We start from the raw sequence: 18,450 nt of genomic DNA, 5'->3' as shown, positions 1-18,450 counted from the left end.
TACCTAATGAACTCAAGTAAACACATCTTCAGTCATTTTAAGAGGTACAAAAGGCAACCTTTCGGGTGATTTTTGTATAAAAATTCTATTTTTTTATATTCGATACCAACCACGAACCTTTTTAAAATAATAGTATCATTATGTCTCCTTTTTAGAGATTATTTTTAATTACCTTGAATTTTTGCACCAGAACCGGAAAATCCCTGACTACTCGAAATATCAACTATCAGGTGCTAATATTCAATAACGCGTACTGAAAATGATTAAACATTTTTATAAACCAGTGGAACATTTAAGAAATCAATTTTTCTCTTATCGAAATTTAATTAGCTTACAGTAATACAGTGGTCATATATTTTTAAGAATAACGGAAGAATATATAGAAATTGCTACAGAAATGTGAAGTTTAATTAATTTAGGAGGAACAAACTTGTTTAATCAGCTTGTAAAAGTTATACCGAATTTATTTACGATTGGAAATTTATTGTGCGGTGTTTTCTCAATCACCTTGAATATGAGTGAATATTTAGGAGCAGCCTCCATTCTCATTTTCTTTTCAGCTGTTTTAGATTTTCTTGATGGAAGAATTGCAAGAAAATTAAAAGTGAACAGTGAGTTTGGCGTAGAATTGGATTCCTTAGCTGATATTGTTAGTTTCGGCGTCGCTCCTGCGCTTTTATTTCATACGATAGCAACACCTTCTATTTTAACTTCTTTGGCATTTATCCTATTCCCAACAATGGGTGCTTTAAGATTAGCAAAATTTAGTATTAAACCAACTATTGGATATTTTAAGGGATTACCTATTCCAGCTGCAGGATTATCATTGGCTGGTATGGCATTGTTTTCATATGGTAATGCATGGATTACTTTAATCCTCGCCCTCTTAATGGTAAGTCCCATTAGGTTTAAAAAATTTTAATGAAGGTCACGCCCAACGCCATTAAGGAGCATTTTAAATGGATTTAACGCGTCAATAAGTATAAAAAAGCGGGACAATAATATTAAATTAGGTGCCCTTCGAAAAATTAAACCCTTGTATTTATGGCTATTGGGTTAATCCATCGATATGTTATTCTGAAACGTCAGTCCACTTTTAACAGGAGCTCCCTTTATCAAGAGAGCTCCTGTTCTTATTTCTTCTTCTTTTCTGTCGGTTGGCTTTGTTTAGCAAAATTAGATGAATCATCAAAATTCGGTTGCTTTTTACCAGCATTATTACTTCTACCTTTTCCCATATGTAATGCACCTCCCCTCCCCCTTACTATTCCCAATAAAAAAATTCTCTTGCATCCAAGAGAATTTTAAATTGGGTTCTTATTGATAATACCTAAGTACTTCCAACACTGCCATTCCATAAAAGATGGATCCAATGTTAAATTATTTAATGCTAAAACAAATATTACATTTTCATATTTAACTGGATAATCAATTAATAATCCTAATGTATTTCCTGAATCTGCGCCAATTATGATTCCCTTTTCTAACACGTCATCTATAACTTCTTTTAATTATTCTTACCTAGCATATAATATTTTCCTACACATTGAGATTGCATGTTGTATAAGGAAGCCCTTCTTCTTTCCATGCAAGAAATCCTCCCTTTAAATTCACTACTTCCTTTATACCAGCTCTTTGTAAAATACTAGCTGCTATAGCGGAACGTAATCCGGTTCGACATTGCAAAACTATTGGAAAATCTTTCGGTATATAATCTAGTTGTTCAAATAGATTACCTAAAGTGATATGTATTGCATCATGAAGGTGTCCTTCCTCCCACTCTTTTTTACTACGCACATCGATAACCTTAACGCTTCCACCTTTTATATGCGGATATAATTCAATCGATGTTTTTTCTTTGTAACTTTCAAATCTATCAAGTCTTTGTATTACTTTTAAGGGTGCAAAAGCAATAATATTATCTAACCCAATAGATTCAAATTCTCTAATAACTGCCTCTACTTTAACCTTTTCCTCATCTAGAATTATTAAAGTTTCTTTTTTATAATCTAATAACCATCCACACCAAGTTGTGAAAGAATTGTTATAAGGTATGTTAATTGACTTCTCGATATGACCTGCAGCAAAACTCTCTACATCCCTTATATCAACTATTTGATAAACGCTCTTCAAAATTTCTTGAAGTTCTTCTACTGTATTAATAGCAGTACTTTTTCTCTTCTTACGAATTGGCGGACCATACTTATTTAAATTCTTCATTAATGAAAAATACTTTGGAGGCTCTGGCTGTCCCGTCAATAAAGTCGATATAAAATCACTTTCTTCATTACACCGAAATGCCCAATTGAACATCTTTTCATAACCTAATGTAGAAGTTGGAATTGCTCCTAATGCTTTTCCACATGCGCTTCCCGCACCATGTGATGGCCATATTTGCAAATAATCAGGAAGTATTTTTATTTTTTGTATAGAATCAAATAATTGTTTCGCTCCTATTTTTGCAGTATCTTTAATACCGACTGCAGTTTCTAATAAATCCGGTCTTCCTATATCTCCTACAAATATAAAATCACCTGTGAATATTCCTATCGGTTTATCATTCGTATAATTATTTTGACTTGTATCAGTTACTAAAAAAGAAATACTTTCAGGCGTATGCCCTGGGGTGTGAATTACATTAAATTTTATATGACCTACTTTAAACTCTGTGTCCTCTCTAACCAATTTGTATCGACCTTCGTTAAGATATTGATATTTCCAATCACAATCTCCTTCATCAGATACATATAAATTTGCATGGTAAAGATTAGAAAGTTCTCTAGAACCAGAAAGAAAATCAGCATGAATATGAGTCTCAGCCGCAGCAATTACTTCCATCCCCTCTTTCTTAGCAAATTCTATATATTGTTCTATATAGCGACTAGGATCAATAACGATTGCTACGCCTTCTTTCTGACAACCGACTAAATAGGAAGCATGTGCTAATTTTTCATCATAAAAATATTTTAAAAGCATAGCTATTCCCTCCAATTAGTTATTTCAAATTAATTTTCAATTTTTGTAACCACTTTTTATCTTCTCCTATAGAATCCCTTTCAACATTAAATTCCAATACATATATGGCAACATATATCTTTTAAGTAAAAACATACTATACCGTTCTTTCGCTTGATTAAATGGAAACGTTTCTTGAGGCTTATGTTCATAGTTAAATTCAGCAAGTATAAGACTTTTATATCCTGTAACAATCGGACATGATGTATATCCATCATATTTAGCCTGTAAATCTCTTCCGCTAAGTACGTCCATAATATTTTGTTTTAAGACGGGTATTTGTTTTCGAATTGCTGCTCCAGTTTTAGAGGTAGGTAAATTGGTACAATCTCCAAGTCCAAAAATATTTTTATATTGCACATGCTGCAAAGTATAAGGGCTTATATCTACCCACCCCTGATGATCACTTATCTCACTCTCTTTAATAAAATTAGGTGGCCCCATTGGCGGAACAACATGTATCATACTATATGGTACGGTTTCTCTTTTTAGTGTTTGCGTATCTTCAAAAATTGCCTCTCTCTTTTCGGCGATAATTTCCACTAGATTTTTATTATAATTCGTTATAATTTGCTTTCTTTCTAGTACTTGTTCTAAAGTATTTGCATATCGTGGAACCTGAAATATGTTATTGTTTGCAGAATAAAATATTACTTTACTTCTGTTTCTTACACCACTATTACAAAAATACTCCTCTGCTAAGTACATAATTTTTTGTGAAGCACCACCGCATTTAATAGGAGTATTAGGGTGGGTAAAAAGCGCATTTCCTCCTTTAAATTTTTCGATTTCTCTCCAAGTAGAATCAACATATGTATAAGAATAATTGCTACATACCCCATTAGTGCCAATAGACTCTTTTAAGCCTTTAATACTGTCCCAATTTATTTGGATACCAGCTGCTACAATAAGAATTTCATACTCAAGTAGCAGTCCGTCATCTAAAAGTATCTTATTTTCAGATGGAAATAACTCAACAACACTTTTAGGGATCCACGTTGCCCCTTTTGGAATAAGCGATTCCTGATTACGCATCGTACTTTCCTTTGAAACAATTCCTCCCCCCACTAAACTCCATAGTGGCTGAAAGTAATGTTTTTTTGATGGATCAATAATTGCTATACTTTCTTTCAATAGGGGTACATTTCGTAATAAATGTGCAGTAGAAGATAGTCCTGCTGTCCCAGCACCAATTACAATAATTTTATAACTATCTCTGGTCTTCATTATCCTCTTCCTATCTAAAATTGATTTTTAAATTAACTAATTAGTAGCCATTTTTTCATCGTAGTAACATGATTATAAGTTAAAAACACCATAGTTTTATCTGATTTAAATGAAAATTTTGTTAATTTTACCATCAACATTACTATATGCGTAAATCCCCTATGTTACTTCCATATTTTAGTTTTAATATTAAAACTATATATTGTTACATAAAATAAAAATAATGCATTAAAATACTTTTCATGAATCGGGATAAGTAATGTTTAAAAAATAACATCTAACATCTTAGATGTTACAATAAACAAATTCACATACTTCACAAATATGAAAAGTATTAAATATCACTTAAGTTTCGTTACCTTTTTTCTATATATATTGATAAAAACTTGTGAAATTTTATCGCATTATGCAAGACATTTAATATCAAATATATTACTTTTACTATGAACTAAATGGTTTATAGGACTTTTCTAAATAAACAAGGTGCTAAATTAATTTTTAAGAAGCCATTATCATTACATTTATCTAAAAATTAAAAAATATATGTGGATTGATATCATCTTAAATACATATATAATTACATTTAATTTTCTGACACGATTTCACATAATTCTTAAACTGATTTTTTTACGTGCATTATGAAAAAAAATGCACCGTGTCAGTCTTTAAAAGATTATATATCATAACTTTAAGAGAGGAAGGAAAACTATGAAGATGAAAAGAAAAATCTACTGGTTAAATGCTAAACAATAGATTTTTCTTTTTTATCTAAGGATTGTTTTAAAAGAACAACAATTTTACTACAGTAATCAAGAACAGTTTTCTAAATTAAGTCACTGGAGAAAATATAACTCTGGCGCAATATCCCTACCAGCTTTCATTCCAATAGTAACTCCATGATATAACGTCAAAGATGAAATCCCTCAACTTAGGTATTTAACTTTTTAAATTTATACAAATGTCTTAGCTCTATGTACTGTGATATATAGGTCCACATCAATATGTTATTGTATCATATACTGAACAGATAATTTAAATTACTTTTATAAAGGATGATGAGGATGAACCTAGAAGATATACAAAAATCCTATGGCGTAATTGTAAGTTTAGGAGGATTGTGTCAAGTCACCAACCAAATCAAAAGACACAATTTAAGAACATTTTCTGGACCTTTAGATTGGTTTTATTATCCATCACTTTCAGATGTAAACAGATTACTTCAAAATCGATTTAAAAAATTTATGAAGTTGGAAAATATGGTTATAGAAGGTTCAGAAAGTTACGGTCTTATTGAATCAGAATTTGATAATCAAATTAAATGGGCAGAACGAATTACCTACTGTATAAAGGACACTTATTATAATTGTTTTTCAATGCATGATTTTCCTATTAATTCAGAAAAGGATTTGAAATCAACCTATCCTTCTTTTAAAGCTAAATTAGACACTAGAATTAACCGATTCCTTGAAAAAATAAATAGTAGTGAATCCATTTTATTCATTAGAATTTGGGGAAATCGAGATGAAGCGGTTGAATTACAAAACGTATTATCTAAAATTACAAATAAGGATTTTAATATTCTTATTGTTAATTTCAAGGAGGGTATATCTAATATTGTTGAACAAAATTGGGGAATATCGAGGGTTTGTTCAATTGAACTCCCACGTTATCAGGATAGATGGGAAGGTGATGATTCCGATTGGGATGTTATTTTAAACAAAATAACATTAACTTAATAATTTTCTTCTTACTTTTAACATGATTTGGCCCGTAAAATAAAATAGGTGTAGAGAAATAAAACTCCTGTCTAATTGATACACACTTAATTAACAAAACGTTCATATAATAATTAGTAAGTCCTTCTTTATTGAATAAATAGTTCTTTACAAAATTAGTTCCATCACTAGAGCACCTTTATGCGGTGCTCTTTTTTGAATTTATAAAATGTAAAAATAGTTGTTCCATTTTCCTTCAAATGGTTAATTCCTTTTGTTATTCTTCTGTTGATTTCTGTAAAATCATTTATGCGATCAGCATATTCTGCTTATGTAGTGCATTCACAACTACTTACTTCCATACTTTATCTTATATTTTGTCTTCTTGGATATTTCATTATAAGCTTCTTCAATTCCCTTGATTTTCTTCCCCTTCTTTTATCTTAAGAACAAACAATTTCTTTCATTAATATTAAATAAACTAAAGCATAGATTTTAAAAGAACCTAATTTACATATAATTAATGATAAACTACAATGTGTATTCTCCACGTTTAATCAGCATCTGAATTATAAATCTAACATATTTTTTTAGTTGATTGTCATTATGGTACAACCGTGTATACATTTACCAAACAAACTACATAGTTTAAATTAGTAAAACATATAGAGAGGAAGGAAATAAATCTATGAAAGTCATAATTTTGTGTGGCGGAAAAGGGCTTCGGATGCAAGGAATTTTAGAGGACATTCCCAAACCATTAGTTCGAGTTCAAGGAAAGCCTCTCCTCTTGCATATAATGAATTGGTATAGAAAATATGGACATTCTGATTTCATTTTGCCCTTAGGATATAAAGGTGAGAAAATTAAGGAATATTTTATGGACTTTAGCTGGAAAGAGAATGACTTTAGTTTGAATTTTAAAACCAGTCAATATACGCTACTTCAGAAATTAGAAAATTGGAATATACACTTTATAGATACAGGAATTGATACAATGACCGGGGCAAGACTAAAAAAACTTGAATCCTTTGTACAGGGTGAAACCTTTTTATTAACTTATGGTGACGGATTAGCTAATATAGATATTGATCAACTAATAGCATTCCATAAAGAAAAAGGAAAAATTGCTACATTAACTGGAATTAAAAAAAATAGTCAATACGGCCTATTGGCGGTCGAAGATGGAATTGCTATTGATTTTAAAGAAAAACCATTACTTGATGAAGTAATTAATGGTGGTTTTTTTGTATTTAACAAAGAAATATTCAATTATTTAAGTAATAATGATGATTGTGTTCTAGAAGAAGATCCTCTTCGAAATTTAATAAAAGACAATGAGCTCGCCGTCTATGAACACAATGACTTTTGGGCTAGTGTCGATACACCTAAAGATTTAAAAACTGTAAATGAAAGTTGGAATCCAAATAAATTTTAGTGGAGAGGACTGAATAAATATTGAACTCTAATGATAAAAAAATAAGTTTACCTCGATTGTACATCCCCTCTAATGAGAAAATAGTTAACCCACTTTCAACAGGAATTAAAGCTTCAAATCTCTCCAAAAAAAATACCCAAAAAAGAATTAATCCCCAATTCTATAATCAACAACATGATCTAAATAATCATTTCTGCGTCATTGTAGGTAGTGAGTATGTCTTGAAAATTATTGCTTTACAGCAATCATTAATGCAGTACTCAGAAAAATTCACATTGTGGATTTGTTGTATAGACCCTTTTGCATATTCACTATTAAAAGAAATGAGTTTAATTAATGTAAACCTTTTACAAGTTGAAGAATTAGAAGATCGTGAACTAAAAGCAATTAAGAGAAAAAGAAAAGTAAATGAATATTGTTGGACTTTAAAATCTGTCTTAATAGAATATTTATTGGTCAATTATGATTTACCATCTATTCTATATTGTGATGGTGATTTATGTTTTTTCTCTGACCCTAATATTATTTTTGAGGAATGGGGTGACCATTCTATTTTCCTAACCCCCCAAAGAGATCGGGATTGGGTAGAAAAAATGTATGGAAAATATCAGGCTGGTCTAATTGGATTTAAGAATGATCTCTATGGACTAAAAAGTGTAAGATGGTGGAAAAATAAATGTATAGATTGGTGCAGTGCCGAGGCTGAGGAGGGAAAATTTGGCGACCAAAAGTATTTAGATTATATCCCTATTTATTTTCCAAAAGTAAAAATTTCAAATAACTTAGGTATAAATGCTGCGCCTTGGAACTGTATATATAATAACGATTATAAAATTGACAAGACTAAAAATGATATATTTATTGAAAACGACAAACTAGTTGTTTACCATTTTGCATGTATTACTATCTTTACTGAAAATGATTTTGATCTTTGGTCTTTGGGAGAAATTTCAATACCCAATAATATATTAAACCATATTTACACTCCGTATTTAGAGAGAATTCAATTTGTTTTAAAGCAATTAAAGGATAAATTCAATAAAGATACTAAACAATTTTTAAGTAAAAAAGATATAAATAAAGCTCAAACTTTATATAAAGATTCACAATTAAGAAGAAAAATGAATCAATCCAATCATTTTATGAACTTTTCCATGATTATAAGTAAAGAACGATTAATTCAAGGATTGACCTCTTATTATTCCTTAGAAAATTTCAACGCTAAATTTACTGTATGGATCTGTTGTATGGATGATCTAACTTATCAAATATTAGAGAAATTAAAATTAAAGCACGCCATACTAATTCCGGTAAAAGAAATTGAAAATCATGAACTCCTCAGTATAAAAAATGATAGAAGTTTACAAGAGTATTGTTGGACATTAAAAGCGCCCCTATGTCTACATGTCCTTAGTCTTTATCCGGAAGTTGATCACATTATATATTGTGATGCTGATATGTATTTCTTTACAGCACCTAATATCATTCTTGATGAGTGGTGGAAATACTCTGTATTCCTTTGCCCTCAAAGAAGCTCTACTGAAATTGAAAGCATACACGGTATATACCAAGCTGGTTTAGTAGGCTTCAAAAACGATCAAAATAGTAAAGAAATTTTAACATGGTGGAAAGATAAATGCCTCGAATATTGTAATAATCATTATGATGTTGAAATGGATAGATGGGGTGATCAAAAATATTTAAATCACATTCCTAACATCTTTTCTAATATAAAAATCATGACTCATAGAGGTATTGATGCAGCACCTTGGAATGTCATTTTAAATAGCAGTTCTATATCCAAAACAGATAATAAAGTTTTTATTGATCAAGATGAATTAATAGCTTTTCATTTTGGAAGTATGCAAATTATTAATCCAAATGAGTTCGATTTATGGAAACACGCAACTTTAGAATTACCTCCAGCAGTTTTAGATTATATATACATTCCTTATATTGAACAATTGAATAAGACATGTCATACCCTTCATAATACTTTTCAAAAACCTTCCTCCTCTTTATTTGCTGATCAAATTGATACAACAACAATAAAAAATTATTTTAAATACCCCTCCCCTCATCACAATTAAGACTGATACTTTCCTTATTTAAAAATAAATCTATTTATTTCAGCAACTAAAAATACATCTTAATAAAGGATAGATTATCACTATGATTGCTTCATTTAAAAATAAAACTTTCCTTATTACTGGTGGATACGGTTTTATTGGTTCTCACTTGGCACGAAGACTTTTAAATTTACAAGCAAAAATTGTTCTTTTCATAAGAACACCATCAAACTCTTGGAGACTAAAGGATATTCTAAAATATATTGAAACCTATGAAATAGATATACGAGATAAAAAACAAGTACAAGATGCAATAAAGAAAATTAATCCCGATTATATCTTTCACCTGGCAGCCTATGGTGTAAATTCTGCCCATACAGATTACATCCATGCTATAGAAACAAATGTTATAGGGACTTGTAACATTATTCAAGCAGCAAAATTGGTGAATTGTAAAAAAATCATCAATTTTGGGAGTAGTTCTGAATACGGTAACAAGATGGAACCTATTCATGAAAATATGTTACTAACTCCTGTGGATATCTATGGAAGTACCAAAGCTGCTGCTACTATACTCGCCCATCAAATTGCTAGCGAAAACAATATTAATCTTATAACATTAAGACCTTTTGGCATATTCGGAGAAGGCGAAGAGCCGCATAAAATTTTTAGCTATATAATCTTGCGAGTATTACAAAACAAAGATGTAAATTTAACTTTATGTAATCAATTAAGAGATTATTGTTATATAGAAAATGTAATAGATGCCTGTATCCTAGCAGTAGAAAATACTACTGTACAAAATGAAATTTTTAATATTGGGAGCGGCACTATTCACCCCTTGAAACATTATGTAGAATTATTATTCAAACATTTGAAAACCAATTCCAGACCAAATTACGGTGCAATTTCCTCTAGAACAAATGAAAGATGGGTTCCTGAAGCGGATGTGCAAAAAATAAAAAACTCTCTTTCCTGGGAACCTAGAATTAATATTGAAGAAGGAATTATAAAAACTGTTAATTGGTATAAAAATAATAAACATTTATACCTAACCCCCTAAAAATAGGGTACTAAAGGAGGTGGACTAATTGTTAAACCAAAACTTTAATAATGCTTTTTACGGAAAAACAATTTTAATTACTGGACATACTGGTTTTAAAGGTTCTTGGTTATCCCTATGGTTGAATGAATTAGGTGCTACTGTAATAGGATATTCATTAGATCCTAAAAATAAGAATGATAACTTTAACATTACTAACCTTCAAAATAATATAATTGATATTCGTGGAGACATTAGAGATTTTAATAAATTAAATAAGGTTTTTACAGATTATAAACCTGAAATTGTATTCCATTTAGCTGCCCAACCTCTAGTTAATTATTCATATGAATATCCTAGAGAAACATACGAGGTAAACGTTGTAGGGACTATGAATGTACTAGAGGCAATTCGATTACATGAATCAGCTAAAATAGGAATTATGGTGACAAGTGACAAGTGCTATGAAAATAAAGAATGGCCTTGGGGTTATCGTGAAATTGACCCTATGGGCGGCCATGACATATATAGCTCAAGCAAAGGATGCTGTGAACTTTTAATTTCTTCCTATCGAAATTCTTACTTTTCAGAAGAAAACTTTTCTCAACACAAGAAAATAATTGCAAGCGTTCGAGCTGGTAATGTAATTGGTGGTGGTGATTGGTCAATAGATAGAATTATTCCTGATTGTATACGAGCATTAGAATCAAACAAAAACATTATTATTAGAAACCCTACTGCTATTAGACCCTGGCAACATGTACTAGAACCTTTAAGCGGGTATTTACTCCTTACAGAAAAAATTATAAATAATGGTATCCTTTATTCAGGAGCATGGAACTTCGGGCCATCCCTAAGCAATATTGTTCCAGTAGAAAAATTAGTGACCAGTTTACTAGATATTTGGGGCTGCGGGGATTGGACAGCAGAAAATATAGGTCCAATAAATTTTCATGAAGCAAATTTACTAAATCTTGACATTAGCAAAGCAAAATTCAATCTTAATTGGCAGCCAAAATGGTCCCTACAACAGACTTTAGAAAATACAATAGAATGGTATAAACATTATAATTCTTACACCAGTTCTGAGATGATAAATCTATGTATTAGCCAAATCAAACAATATTGCATGCTTTGAACTACTCCCACTTACCCATACTTGCTGTGAGTTCCTTATGGAGGGAGTCTTCTTGGTTAAAATAATAAAAGATACATTAATTTTTATAGTCTAAATTATAAACCTACTATACCTAAAATTATGTGATTGTCCATTAACAAAGATTTTATTTCTTCGGTTATTTCAAATCAACTATTGACATTATACTTAAGAATAAAGGAATCACATATTTTTCTAGTGATTCCCTTGTTCTGAGAAAATAATGTCTTGCTTTAACGACAATACAGTATATGCGATTATTAATTTATTTGTTCTAGTTATGAAAAAATCTATTCCTGTCAAAAGAGCTTTCTTCAAAGAAAAACTTCCTATTTTCTTCTACTTATCCTACCCGAAAAGTAACCAAGATGAAAATTTTGATAATTATATCTACTATTATAGAATTATCCCCTTCTTGTAGCTATTCCACTAAAGTTCATGCTTATATATTGATTCTCTGATTTATTTTCACCAATGTTGATGAATTCATGCATTGCTTATTCTATACACAAATTGCTTTTTGAATTATCTTTTCAGAATAAGTAAAGAAGGCTTTCTCTTTTATGCACTTCTTTCCTACCAGTCTTTAATTTGCCTTTAATCAACAATAAGAACAAATCTTCAATATAGTACATCTTCTATAAAACAAAACCATAAGTAAGATAATTTCACTATTACAAATAATGAGATGTTCTGTTTCACCTTTTTACATTATCTAAAAAAGAACTTGTAGGAATTCTTACAAGTTCTTTTTTTGTTTTCTTTATTCTCTTCTTATTTACATACGCAAGATTTATATATTTGGTGTTGATACATATTATATGTATCCGATAAAATAATTTAAAAATTAATACGTAATTGATCCGTTTTAAGAAAAGGAAATTTCATAAATCTTCAATCACAGTTTCTAAGTTCACCTAATAGAACGTACAAAGACTCATATCATCTTTTGATAATTTTTGGATGTTTTATTCTAAGTATATTCGACACGAATTGATTATTTTTTATGAATTTTCTTGAAAAACATTGTAATATCACTCCATTTTTTCTTCTATTTTGTTATGATGTTTATAATTAAATTGGATTAGGATTTTTTTAGAAAATGGGGGCGTATATTATGAGTGTCTCAGTAAAAGGAAATGAGCAATTAACCTCTCTATTGAACGACTGGTATCGATCTATGCTATCTCAGCAAGTTATAAAAGCTACTAATCTAAAAAAGAAAATTGATGAAAAAATTAATAAGTTAAGCATTGAACCGAATCAAGAGCATCAGGATCAAAATTTGTTACTATACTATTCACTACTCGAATTTCGTTACAAGGTCTTAACAGATAGCCTTGGTATTCAACAAAATAGTTTTGATACTATTAGCGATTATGATATGCCTACAGATCAATTTCTACAATTCTATTATCATTTTTTCAAATCCATTCATTCCACTTTTATATCAAATTATACTGAGGCAGAGGAACATTATAAACTAGCAGAAAAAATATTGGTAGCTATACCAGATGAAATTGAACACGCCGAATTTTACTATAGAATTGCTACTTTCTATCACCATACCTATAACAATCTCGCTTCTATCGAATACGCAAATAAATCGAGAGCAATCTTTTCAAAGTACGAAGGTTATGAAGTAAAAACAGCCTTTTGTAATAGTTTGCTAGGTGGTTGCTGCATCTATTTAAAACAGTACGAACAAGCAGAAGAATATCTACATTGCGCAATTGATTTACTACAAAAAAATAGGGAAGAAGATTCCTTGTTATACGTAAAAAATACTATGGGGTGGCTGTATTCTGATCAAAGTATGTCTACTTTAGCTATTCGTCACCTTTCAGAAGTAACAGAGAAAATCCCTACACACTTCAAGGCCATCTTCCTACAAGCTAAGGAACATTATAAGTTAGGAGAACAATCAACGGCCAGCCAACTCATTGATAAGGGACTACAGATTTGTAGAGAAATTCATAACGAAGAATACACACACCACTTCTCTATTTTAAAAAAATTAAACGAAAATATTCCATTGGAAGAATTAGAAAAAATCATTCAAGAAGGAATCTTATACTTTGAGGAAGAAGAATTATGGGAATATGTTGTCGAATACGCCGAATTATTTGCCACAAAATGTAGACAATTAGAGAACCACCAAAAAGTAAGTGACTATTTCCATATTTGTTATCAAGCAAGACAAAAATCAATCGCAAAAGGAGTGTTAAAATAATGAAAAAAATTAGCTTATTATTATCAGGCATTGCTTTTATTGGGGTATTAACGGTGGGAATTTTTCAGTTTTCTAAAACAGATCAGCTTGCTACTCATGGGCATTATCCTGCTCCTTCATATAGTGTTGGCGATTATGGTGGTGCACCACCACAAATTTAATGTACATGTATTTAAAACCCTCCAAATGGAGGGTTTTTAAATGGCTTATCTGCTTGTTCAATACGCATAGAGAGTACAATACTTATTTACTATGTTATAAGATTTTTCATTTCCACTCTGTAACAAGATTCTAGCATTCTCTCCTAGAATCTCAACTTAAATCTTAAATCCACCAATTAACTCTTGAAGTTCTTCCGCCATCTGTGCTAATTGTATTGCTGAAGAATTTATCTCTTCCATAGAAGCATGTTGTTCCTCAGATGAACCAGCTATCGTTTGCATACTTGAAGAATTTTCTTTTACAGCCATAGCTATTTGATCAATCGATGTATCAACTTTCATTGCATCAGTTGTCATTTTATTTGATAGTTCTACCATACCATGCACTTTTGATACAATATCATTTGCAGATTTTGAAATCTCATAAAAACTTTGTTTTGTATCGTTCGCAACTTTAATTCCCGACTGTACTTCTACTCCCACTTCATTCATAGCTTTTACAGTCTCATGTACGTCTGCTTGTATTTCCTTAATTAAGCTTCCAATTTCCATCGAAGATTCGGATGATTGCTCTGCTAGCTTCCTAACTTCATCGGCAACAATTGCAAACCCTCTCCCCTGTTCCCCAGCTCTTGCTGCTTCAATCGCTGCATTTAATGCTAATAAATTTGTTTGTTCCGCAATATTTTGAATCGCTTCTAATATACTGCCAATTTGCTGTGATTTCTTATCTAATAATTTTATGACATTATCTGATTGAGAAACAGAGTGATGGATAGACTGCATTTGTGTTACAGTTTGTTCTACTAATTGTTCACCTTCATTTGCTTTTTGTTTAGTGTATATGGAGGAAGTCGATACTTCAGAAGCATTCTCAGCTACGTATTGAATATTTCGTGTTACCTCACCAATTAATTCAGCTCCAGACTCAACTTCATTATTTTGAACCTCTGCACTGTTCGAGATTTCTTCCATCTCTTTTGTAATTTGTTCTGTCGCAACACTTGCTTGCTCTACACTAGCAGTTAGTTCCTCAGAAGACGCAGCTACATGTCCTGCAGATGTGTTAATTTGAGAAATAATATTACGTAACGACTCTGCCATTGTATTGAAACTACCACCTAATTGACCAAGTTCATCCTTTGAACGAATATCTATTTTCTCGGTTAAATCTCCTTGACTAATTCTTTGAGCTGAAATGACTAATTGTCTTAGTGGAGTAATTATAGATTTGAGTATGAATAGAATTACAATTCCACCTAACAATAATGAAGCACCTATTATAGTGAGCGTTTTATAAAAAATAGGATTGGTAGCTTCTTCAATTTCTTTCGTAGGCATTACGCCAGCTATTTTCCAACCTGTTTTTTTATTTGTCTTAAAGCTTATGTTTCGATCTTCACCATTGAGGCTATAAGTAATTTCTCCATCTTCTGTCTTGTACAATTCATCCACTAAAGTTTTATCTAATTTCTCTCCAGGTTTTAGTGATGGATGAACAACTATAGTTTTATCTTGACTAACTATAGATACAAATCCTTGCTTCCCAATTTTTATCATTTTGGATGTTTTTACGATATCTTTAATATTCAAATCTACGCCAATGACACCACTTTTATCTGCATTCTGCTTTGCAATTGCAATTACCATATTTCCTGTAGACTTTGATTTATATGGAGATGAAACAATAATCTCTCCATCTGCTTTTACTGCATCCTTATACCAACTGCTTTCTAGCGGATTAAACCCTTCTGGTATTTTTCCAACAGGTGCATGAATAAATTGATTGTTACTGGATGCCGTATAAATCGTTTCTATCTCTGGATGTAACTGTATATATTGATCAAATTTATTCTGTACATTTTGCGATTGTTCAGGATTATAATCCCCTTGTGTGAGTACCTTTGCAAAATGAGTGATATCTGTATGCTTATTTTCTAATTCATCATCAACAATCTTATCTAAAATACTTATATTATCTTTTGCTGATTGTAGAATTGTTTCATTAAGATCTGTTTTTGATTTATTATAAGATGATACTCCTACGATAAGGCTTGGTATAATTAATATTGCTATAAATGCCATAGACAACTTCGTTTTAAGCTTTATTTGCCCCAATCTTTCTTTTATATTAAACACTAGCTACTTCTCCTTTTCATTTTTACCACTTATATAGTTTATTTAAATTTTTCTCCTTTACTTTTCCACATTCATTTATGGTACCATTCGAAATGAAACCACAATTACATCCTATTATCCACACTTTATAATTTAGAGATTTAATTTTCACAGACAGAGTTTTATCTTTCCTCCTTTCGAATATGTTATTTTTCTAGATTCAGCAATTATTAGACTACGAATTATTCCAAATAAACTTGATGCAACATATACTTCATTTAAAAAATAATTATTGGATTTGTTTGGATAAAAATCTAGTTTAGCGCTAATCCAATCGGATGAAATTCTTACCATAATACATTCACTAAACATAAATAAGTAAATTTATTTCTTTTAATACTTATATTTAACTGCCTTTTAACCATTCTAACTGTATTATTTCATCGTTTTATCTATTTATTACAACCACTTTTGTTTTATTGAATCACTAAACTATAAATTCTAAATAGGAGAATAAAATAAATTAGAGAATTACATTGTAACACATATATATAAGTTGTTAATATTAAAATTTAAAACTTTACTATTTTTCATATGCAATATTACATGCGAAAAGCCATAATTTTTTTGTTATACTATGCATGTGGATTTTTCATCCAAAATCCACCCAAACGCATATTTATGTATATGCCACCCTAATTGATGAAAGTGAGAAGAGTGTTTATCATTTTTCTCACTTTTTTATTTAGGCTCTGTTAATATTGATTATTGATAAAAAGTATTAAATAAGGGAAGACACCTTAGAGTTGGTGCTTCCCTTATTTGTTGATTATTCAAATCTAAAATAGGTATTTTCTAAACCTATTCTTTGCTTTAATGTTCTGCCCAAAGCATAATTATTTGGTAATTCTTTTTCAATGACACAAATAATATAATCTGCTTTTCCTGTTGTTAAATTAGTTAGTTGTAAGTAGTTAGTGTTGTCGTAGATATAAGAAATAATATATTCATAGAAATTATTTTCTTTATCTTCTCTATTCATACCAACATTGTACAACCTAACTCTTGCTCCTACCCAAATTTCCTCATCATCATCAACATTACTTAAAGGCATCCATTTCGAGTTATCCAATATTTCACCCTTTTCTTAATTCATTCGTTTATACACGAATGTTGCTAGACACAAACTATCATAAGCATCCGTCATTTCATTGATTAGACGACCACCAACAGAGAAAAAAGACTCAACATAGCTTTTTACCCATTGAAACACTTGCTCTTTTAGTTATTTTTACATTTTGAATCTACGAAAATGAATTCCCTTATAAAAACTCTAACAGAGAATGTTCCCTCCAAATTTCACCTAGGGAATTATTTGTTTTCCAAAAAACCTACCAACATCTTTATCAACTCATTTTAGAATATTTAAACAATAATTCCATATACATTACCTGCATAAATTATTCATTTTCTTTTATATAAGACCTACCTTTTTACTTTTGGTAGATTATTAGACATTGGATTATTATACATAAACCCCAAAAACATGCGGTATTTTGTAGAATTTTGTCTATCAATATGTATGTACACCCTTTTGTAGTGGATATAGACTGTGAGGTGTAAGGAGATACCTTACAAAATAATAAAAAGGAGATTATAGAATGAGTAGATTAACAAAATTCTCAAAGTTAGTATTTGCAACTTTAATCGCGGGAAGTAGTCTAAGCACCTTTGTTTCGTCACACAGTGTACAAGCTGACACCTTAGATCCTAATTACCAAGACAATGTAAAATTCATACCACCTTCTAGTGCTAGGCCAAAATTGGAACAAAAAAACACTATTGTTCCAGAAGCAAAAGTTGTTAAAAACCATTATGTAAAGTACTCTAAAGCACATTTCCAAACTAAAGAAAGTATACCAAAAGAGATTTATTATTCTTCAGAAGGCTTTAAGGGCTATATACAGGCAAGTACCGTTTGGGATATGGGAGATCATTTCGCAACACTATATTCCGGAACCGTTATTCGATGTTAGACTTTTAATTCATTCTCCCCTAATGCTTAAAATGATTAATAACTCACTGCCAATACTTTAATATCTATTGTTCATAAAATAAACCACAAAATCTTTCGATTTCATGGTTTATCAAATATAAAGATAATGCTAAACGAATACTCTAACATTACCTTCCCCAAAGTTAATTATAGAGTATTTTCAAAAAAAAGACACTCTTGTAGTGTCTTTTTTATAGTATTTTAAAAAGAATTCCACCTA

The 18,450-nt window shown here is 30.6% G+C and carries 15 protein-coding genes; 9 read left to right on the top strand and 6 right to left on the bottom strand.

The genetic code is table 11. The features are described from left to right. The first annotated feature begins 430 nt into the window (after positions 1-430). On the top strand, positions 431-922 hold the full coding sequence (pssA, locus tag ACTFRM_RS08120) for a CDP-diacylglycerol--serine O-phosphatidyltransferase (RefSeq protein WP_071741076.1): 492 nt from the start codon (positions 431-433) through the stop codon (positions 920-922). Positions 923-1,304: 382 nt separating this feature from the next. Here pssA and ACTFRM_RS08115 read toward each other — a convergent pair whose 3' ends face one another. From ACTFRM_RS08115 to ACTFRM_RS08105, 3 genes are all read right to left on the bottom strand, one after another. After that, on the bottom strand, positions 1,305-1,490 hold the full coding sequence (locus ACTFRM_RS08115; RefSeq protein ID WP_000890297.1) for a hypothetical protein: 186 nt from the start codon (positions 1,488-1,490) through the stop codon (positions 1,305-1,307). Positions 1,491-1,539: 49 nt separating this feature from the next. Next, positions 1,540-2,976 carry an MBL fold metallo-hydrolase gene (locus ACTFRM_RS08110; RefSeq protein WP_257115602.1) on the bottom strand — a complete coding sequence of 479 codons (1,437 nt, stop codon included), beginning with the start codon at positions 2,974-2,976 and terminating at the stop codon, positions 1,540-1,542. Positions 2,977-3,042: 66 nt separating this feature from the next. Beyond that, positions 3,043-4,242, bottom strand: coding sequence for an FAD/NAD(P)-binding oxidoreductase (locus tag ACTFRM_RS08105; RefSeq protein WP_440043174.1), 1,200 nt, complete (start codon positions 4,240-4,242; stop codon positions 3,043-3,045). Positions 4,243-5,303: 1,061 nt separating this feature from the next. On the opposite strand from ACTFRM_RS08105, the gene ACTFRM_RS08100 reads away from it, so the two are divergent. The 7 genes from ACTFRM_RS08100 to ACTFRM_RS08070 all read left to right on the top strand — a co-directional run bounded on the left by ACTFRM_RS08100 (position 5,304) and on the right by ACTFRM_RS08070 (position 14,056). Continuing rightward, a complete protein-coding gene (locus ACTFRM_RS08100) occupies positions 5,304-5,978 on the top strand; it encodes a papain-like cysteine peptidase (RefSeq protein ID WP_001047153.1) in 675 nt (224 codons plus the stop codon). Positions 5,979-6,645: 667 nt separating this feature from the next. Continuing rightward, positions 6,646-7,395 carry a sugar phosphate nucleotidyltransferase gene (locus tag ACTFRM_RS08095; RefSeq protein WP_000864434.1) on the top strand — a complete coding sequence of 250 codons (750 nt, stop codon included), beginning with the start codon at positions 6,646-6,648 and terminating at the stop codon, positions 7,393-7,395. 20 nt (positions 7,396-7,415) lie between these two features. Further along, complete coding sequence (locus ACTFRM_RS08090; protein ID WP_440043173.1) at positions 7,416-9,485, top strand: glycosyl transferase; 2,070 nt, start codon at positions 7,416-7,418, stop codon at positions 9,483-9,485. Positions 9,486-9,567: 82 nt separating this feature from the next. Then, positions 9,568-10,527 (top strand): NAD-dependent epimerase/dehydratase family protein, encoded by a 960-nt coding sequence (locus tag ACTFRM_RS08085; protein ID WP_000561952.1) that lies wholly within the window; start codon positions 9,568-9,570, stop codon positions 10,525-10,527. Between the two features lie 28 nt (positions 10,528-10,555). Continuing rightward, positions 10,556-11,644, top strand: a complete 1,089-nt coding sequence (gene rfbG, locus ACTFRM_RS08080) for a CDP-glucose 4,6-dehydratase (RefSeq protein WP_000934347.1) — start codon at positions 10,556-10,558, stop codon at positions 11,642-11,644. 1,135 nt (positions 11,645-12,779) lie between these two features. Beyond that, entirely contained in the window at positions 12,780-13,895 is a 1,116-nt protein-coding gene (locus ACTFRM_RS08075) for a Rap family tetratricopeptide repeat protein (RefSeq protein ID WP_000116962.1), read from the top strand. Next, the gene (locus ACTFRM_RS08070) at positions 13,895-14,056 is read left to right on the top strand and encodes a hypothetical protein (RefSeq protein WP_000724107.1); all 162 of its coding nucleotides are present in this window, start codon (positions 13,895-13,897) and stop codon (positions 14,054-14,056) included. The genes ACTFRM_RS08075 and ACTFRM_RS08070 overlap by 1 nt, the downstream gene beginning before the upstream one ends. A 156-nt stretch (positions 14,057-14,212) precedes the next feature. Here the strand turns inward: ACTFRM_RS08070 and ACTFRM_RS08065 are convergent, their stop codons facing one another. The 3 genes from ACTFRM_RS08065 to ACTFRM_RS08055 all read right to left on the bottom strand — a co-directional run bounded on the left by ACTFRM_RS08065 (position 14,213) and on the right by ACTFRM_RS08055 (position 17,447). Continuing rightward, a complete protein-coding gene (locus ACTFRM_RS08065) occupies positions 14,213-16,195 on the bottom strand; it encodes a methyl-accepting chemotaxis protein (protein ID WP_440043172.1) in 1,983 nt (660 codons plus the stop codon). A gap of 808 nt (positions 16,196-17,003) precedes the next feature. Further along, positions 17,004-17,288 carry a hypothetical protein gene (locus ACTFRM_RS08060; RefSeq protein WP_440043379.1) on the bottom strand — a complete coding sequence of 95 codons (285 nt, stop codon included), beginning with the start codon at positions 17,286-17,288 and terminating at the stop codon, positions 17,004-17,006. 33 nt (positions 17,289-17,321) lie between these two features. Next, positions 17,322-17,447 carry a hypothetical protein gene (locus tag ACTFRM_RS08055; RefSeq protein WP_002026153.1) on the bottom strand — a complete coding sequence of 42 codons (126 nt, stop codon included), beginning with the start codon at positions 17,445-17,447 and terminating at the stop codon, positions 17,322-17,324. Between the two features lie 388 nt (positions 17,448-17,835). On the opposite strand from ACTFRM_RS08055, the gene ACTFRM_RS08050 reads away from it, so the two are divergent. Continuing rightward, the gene (locus ACTFRM_RS08050; protein WP_000088960.1) at positions 17,836-18,210 is read left to right on the top strand and encodes a hypothetical protein; all 375 of its coding nucleotides are present in this window, start codon (positions 17,836-17,838) and stop codon (positions 18,208-18,210) included. The last annotated feature ends 240 nt before the right edge of the window (positions 18,211-18,450 follow it).

The sequence above is a fragment of the Bacillus cereus group sp. MYBK227-1 genome (assembly GCF_051916325.1).
Taxonomy (GTDB): Bacteria; Bacillota; Bacilli; order Bacillales; family Bacillaceae_G; genus Bacillus_A; species Bacillus_A cereus.
This window is presented reverse-complemented; position numbering and strand designations above follow the sequence as displayed.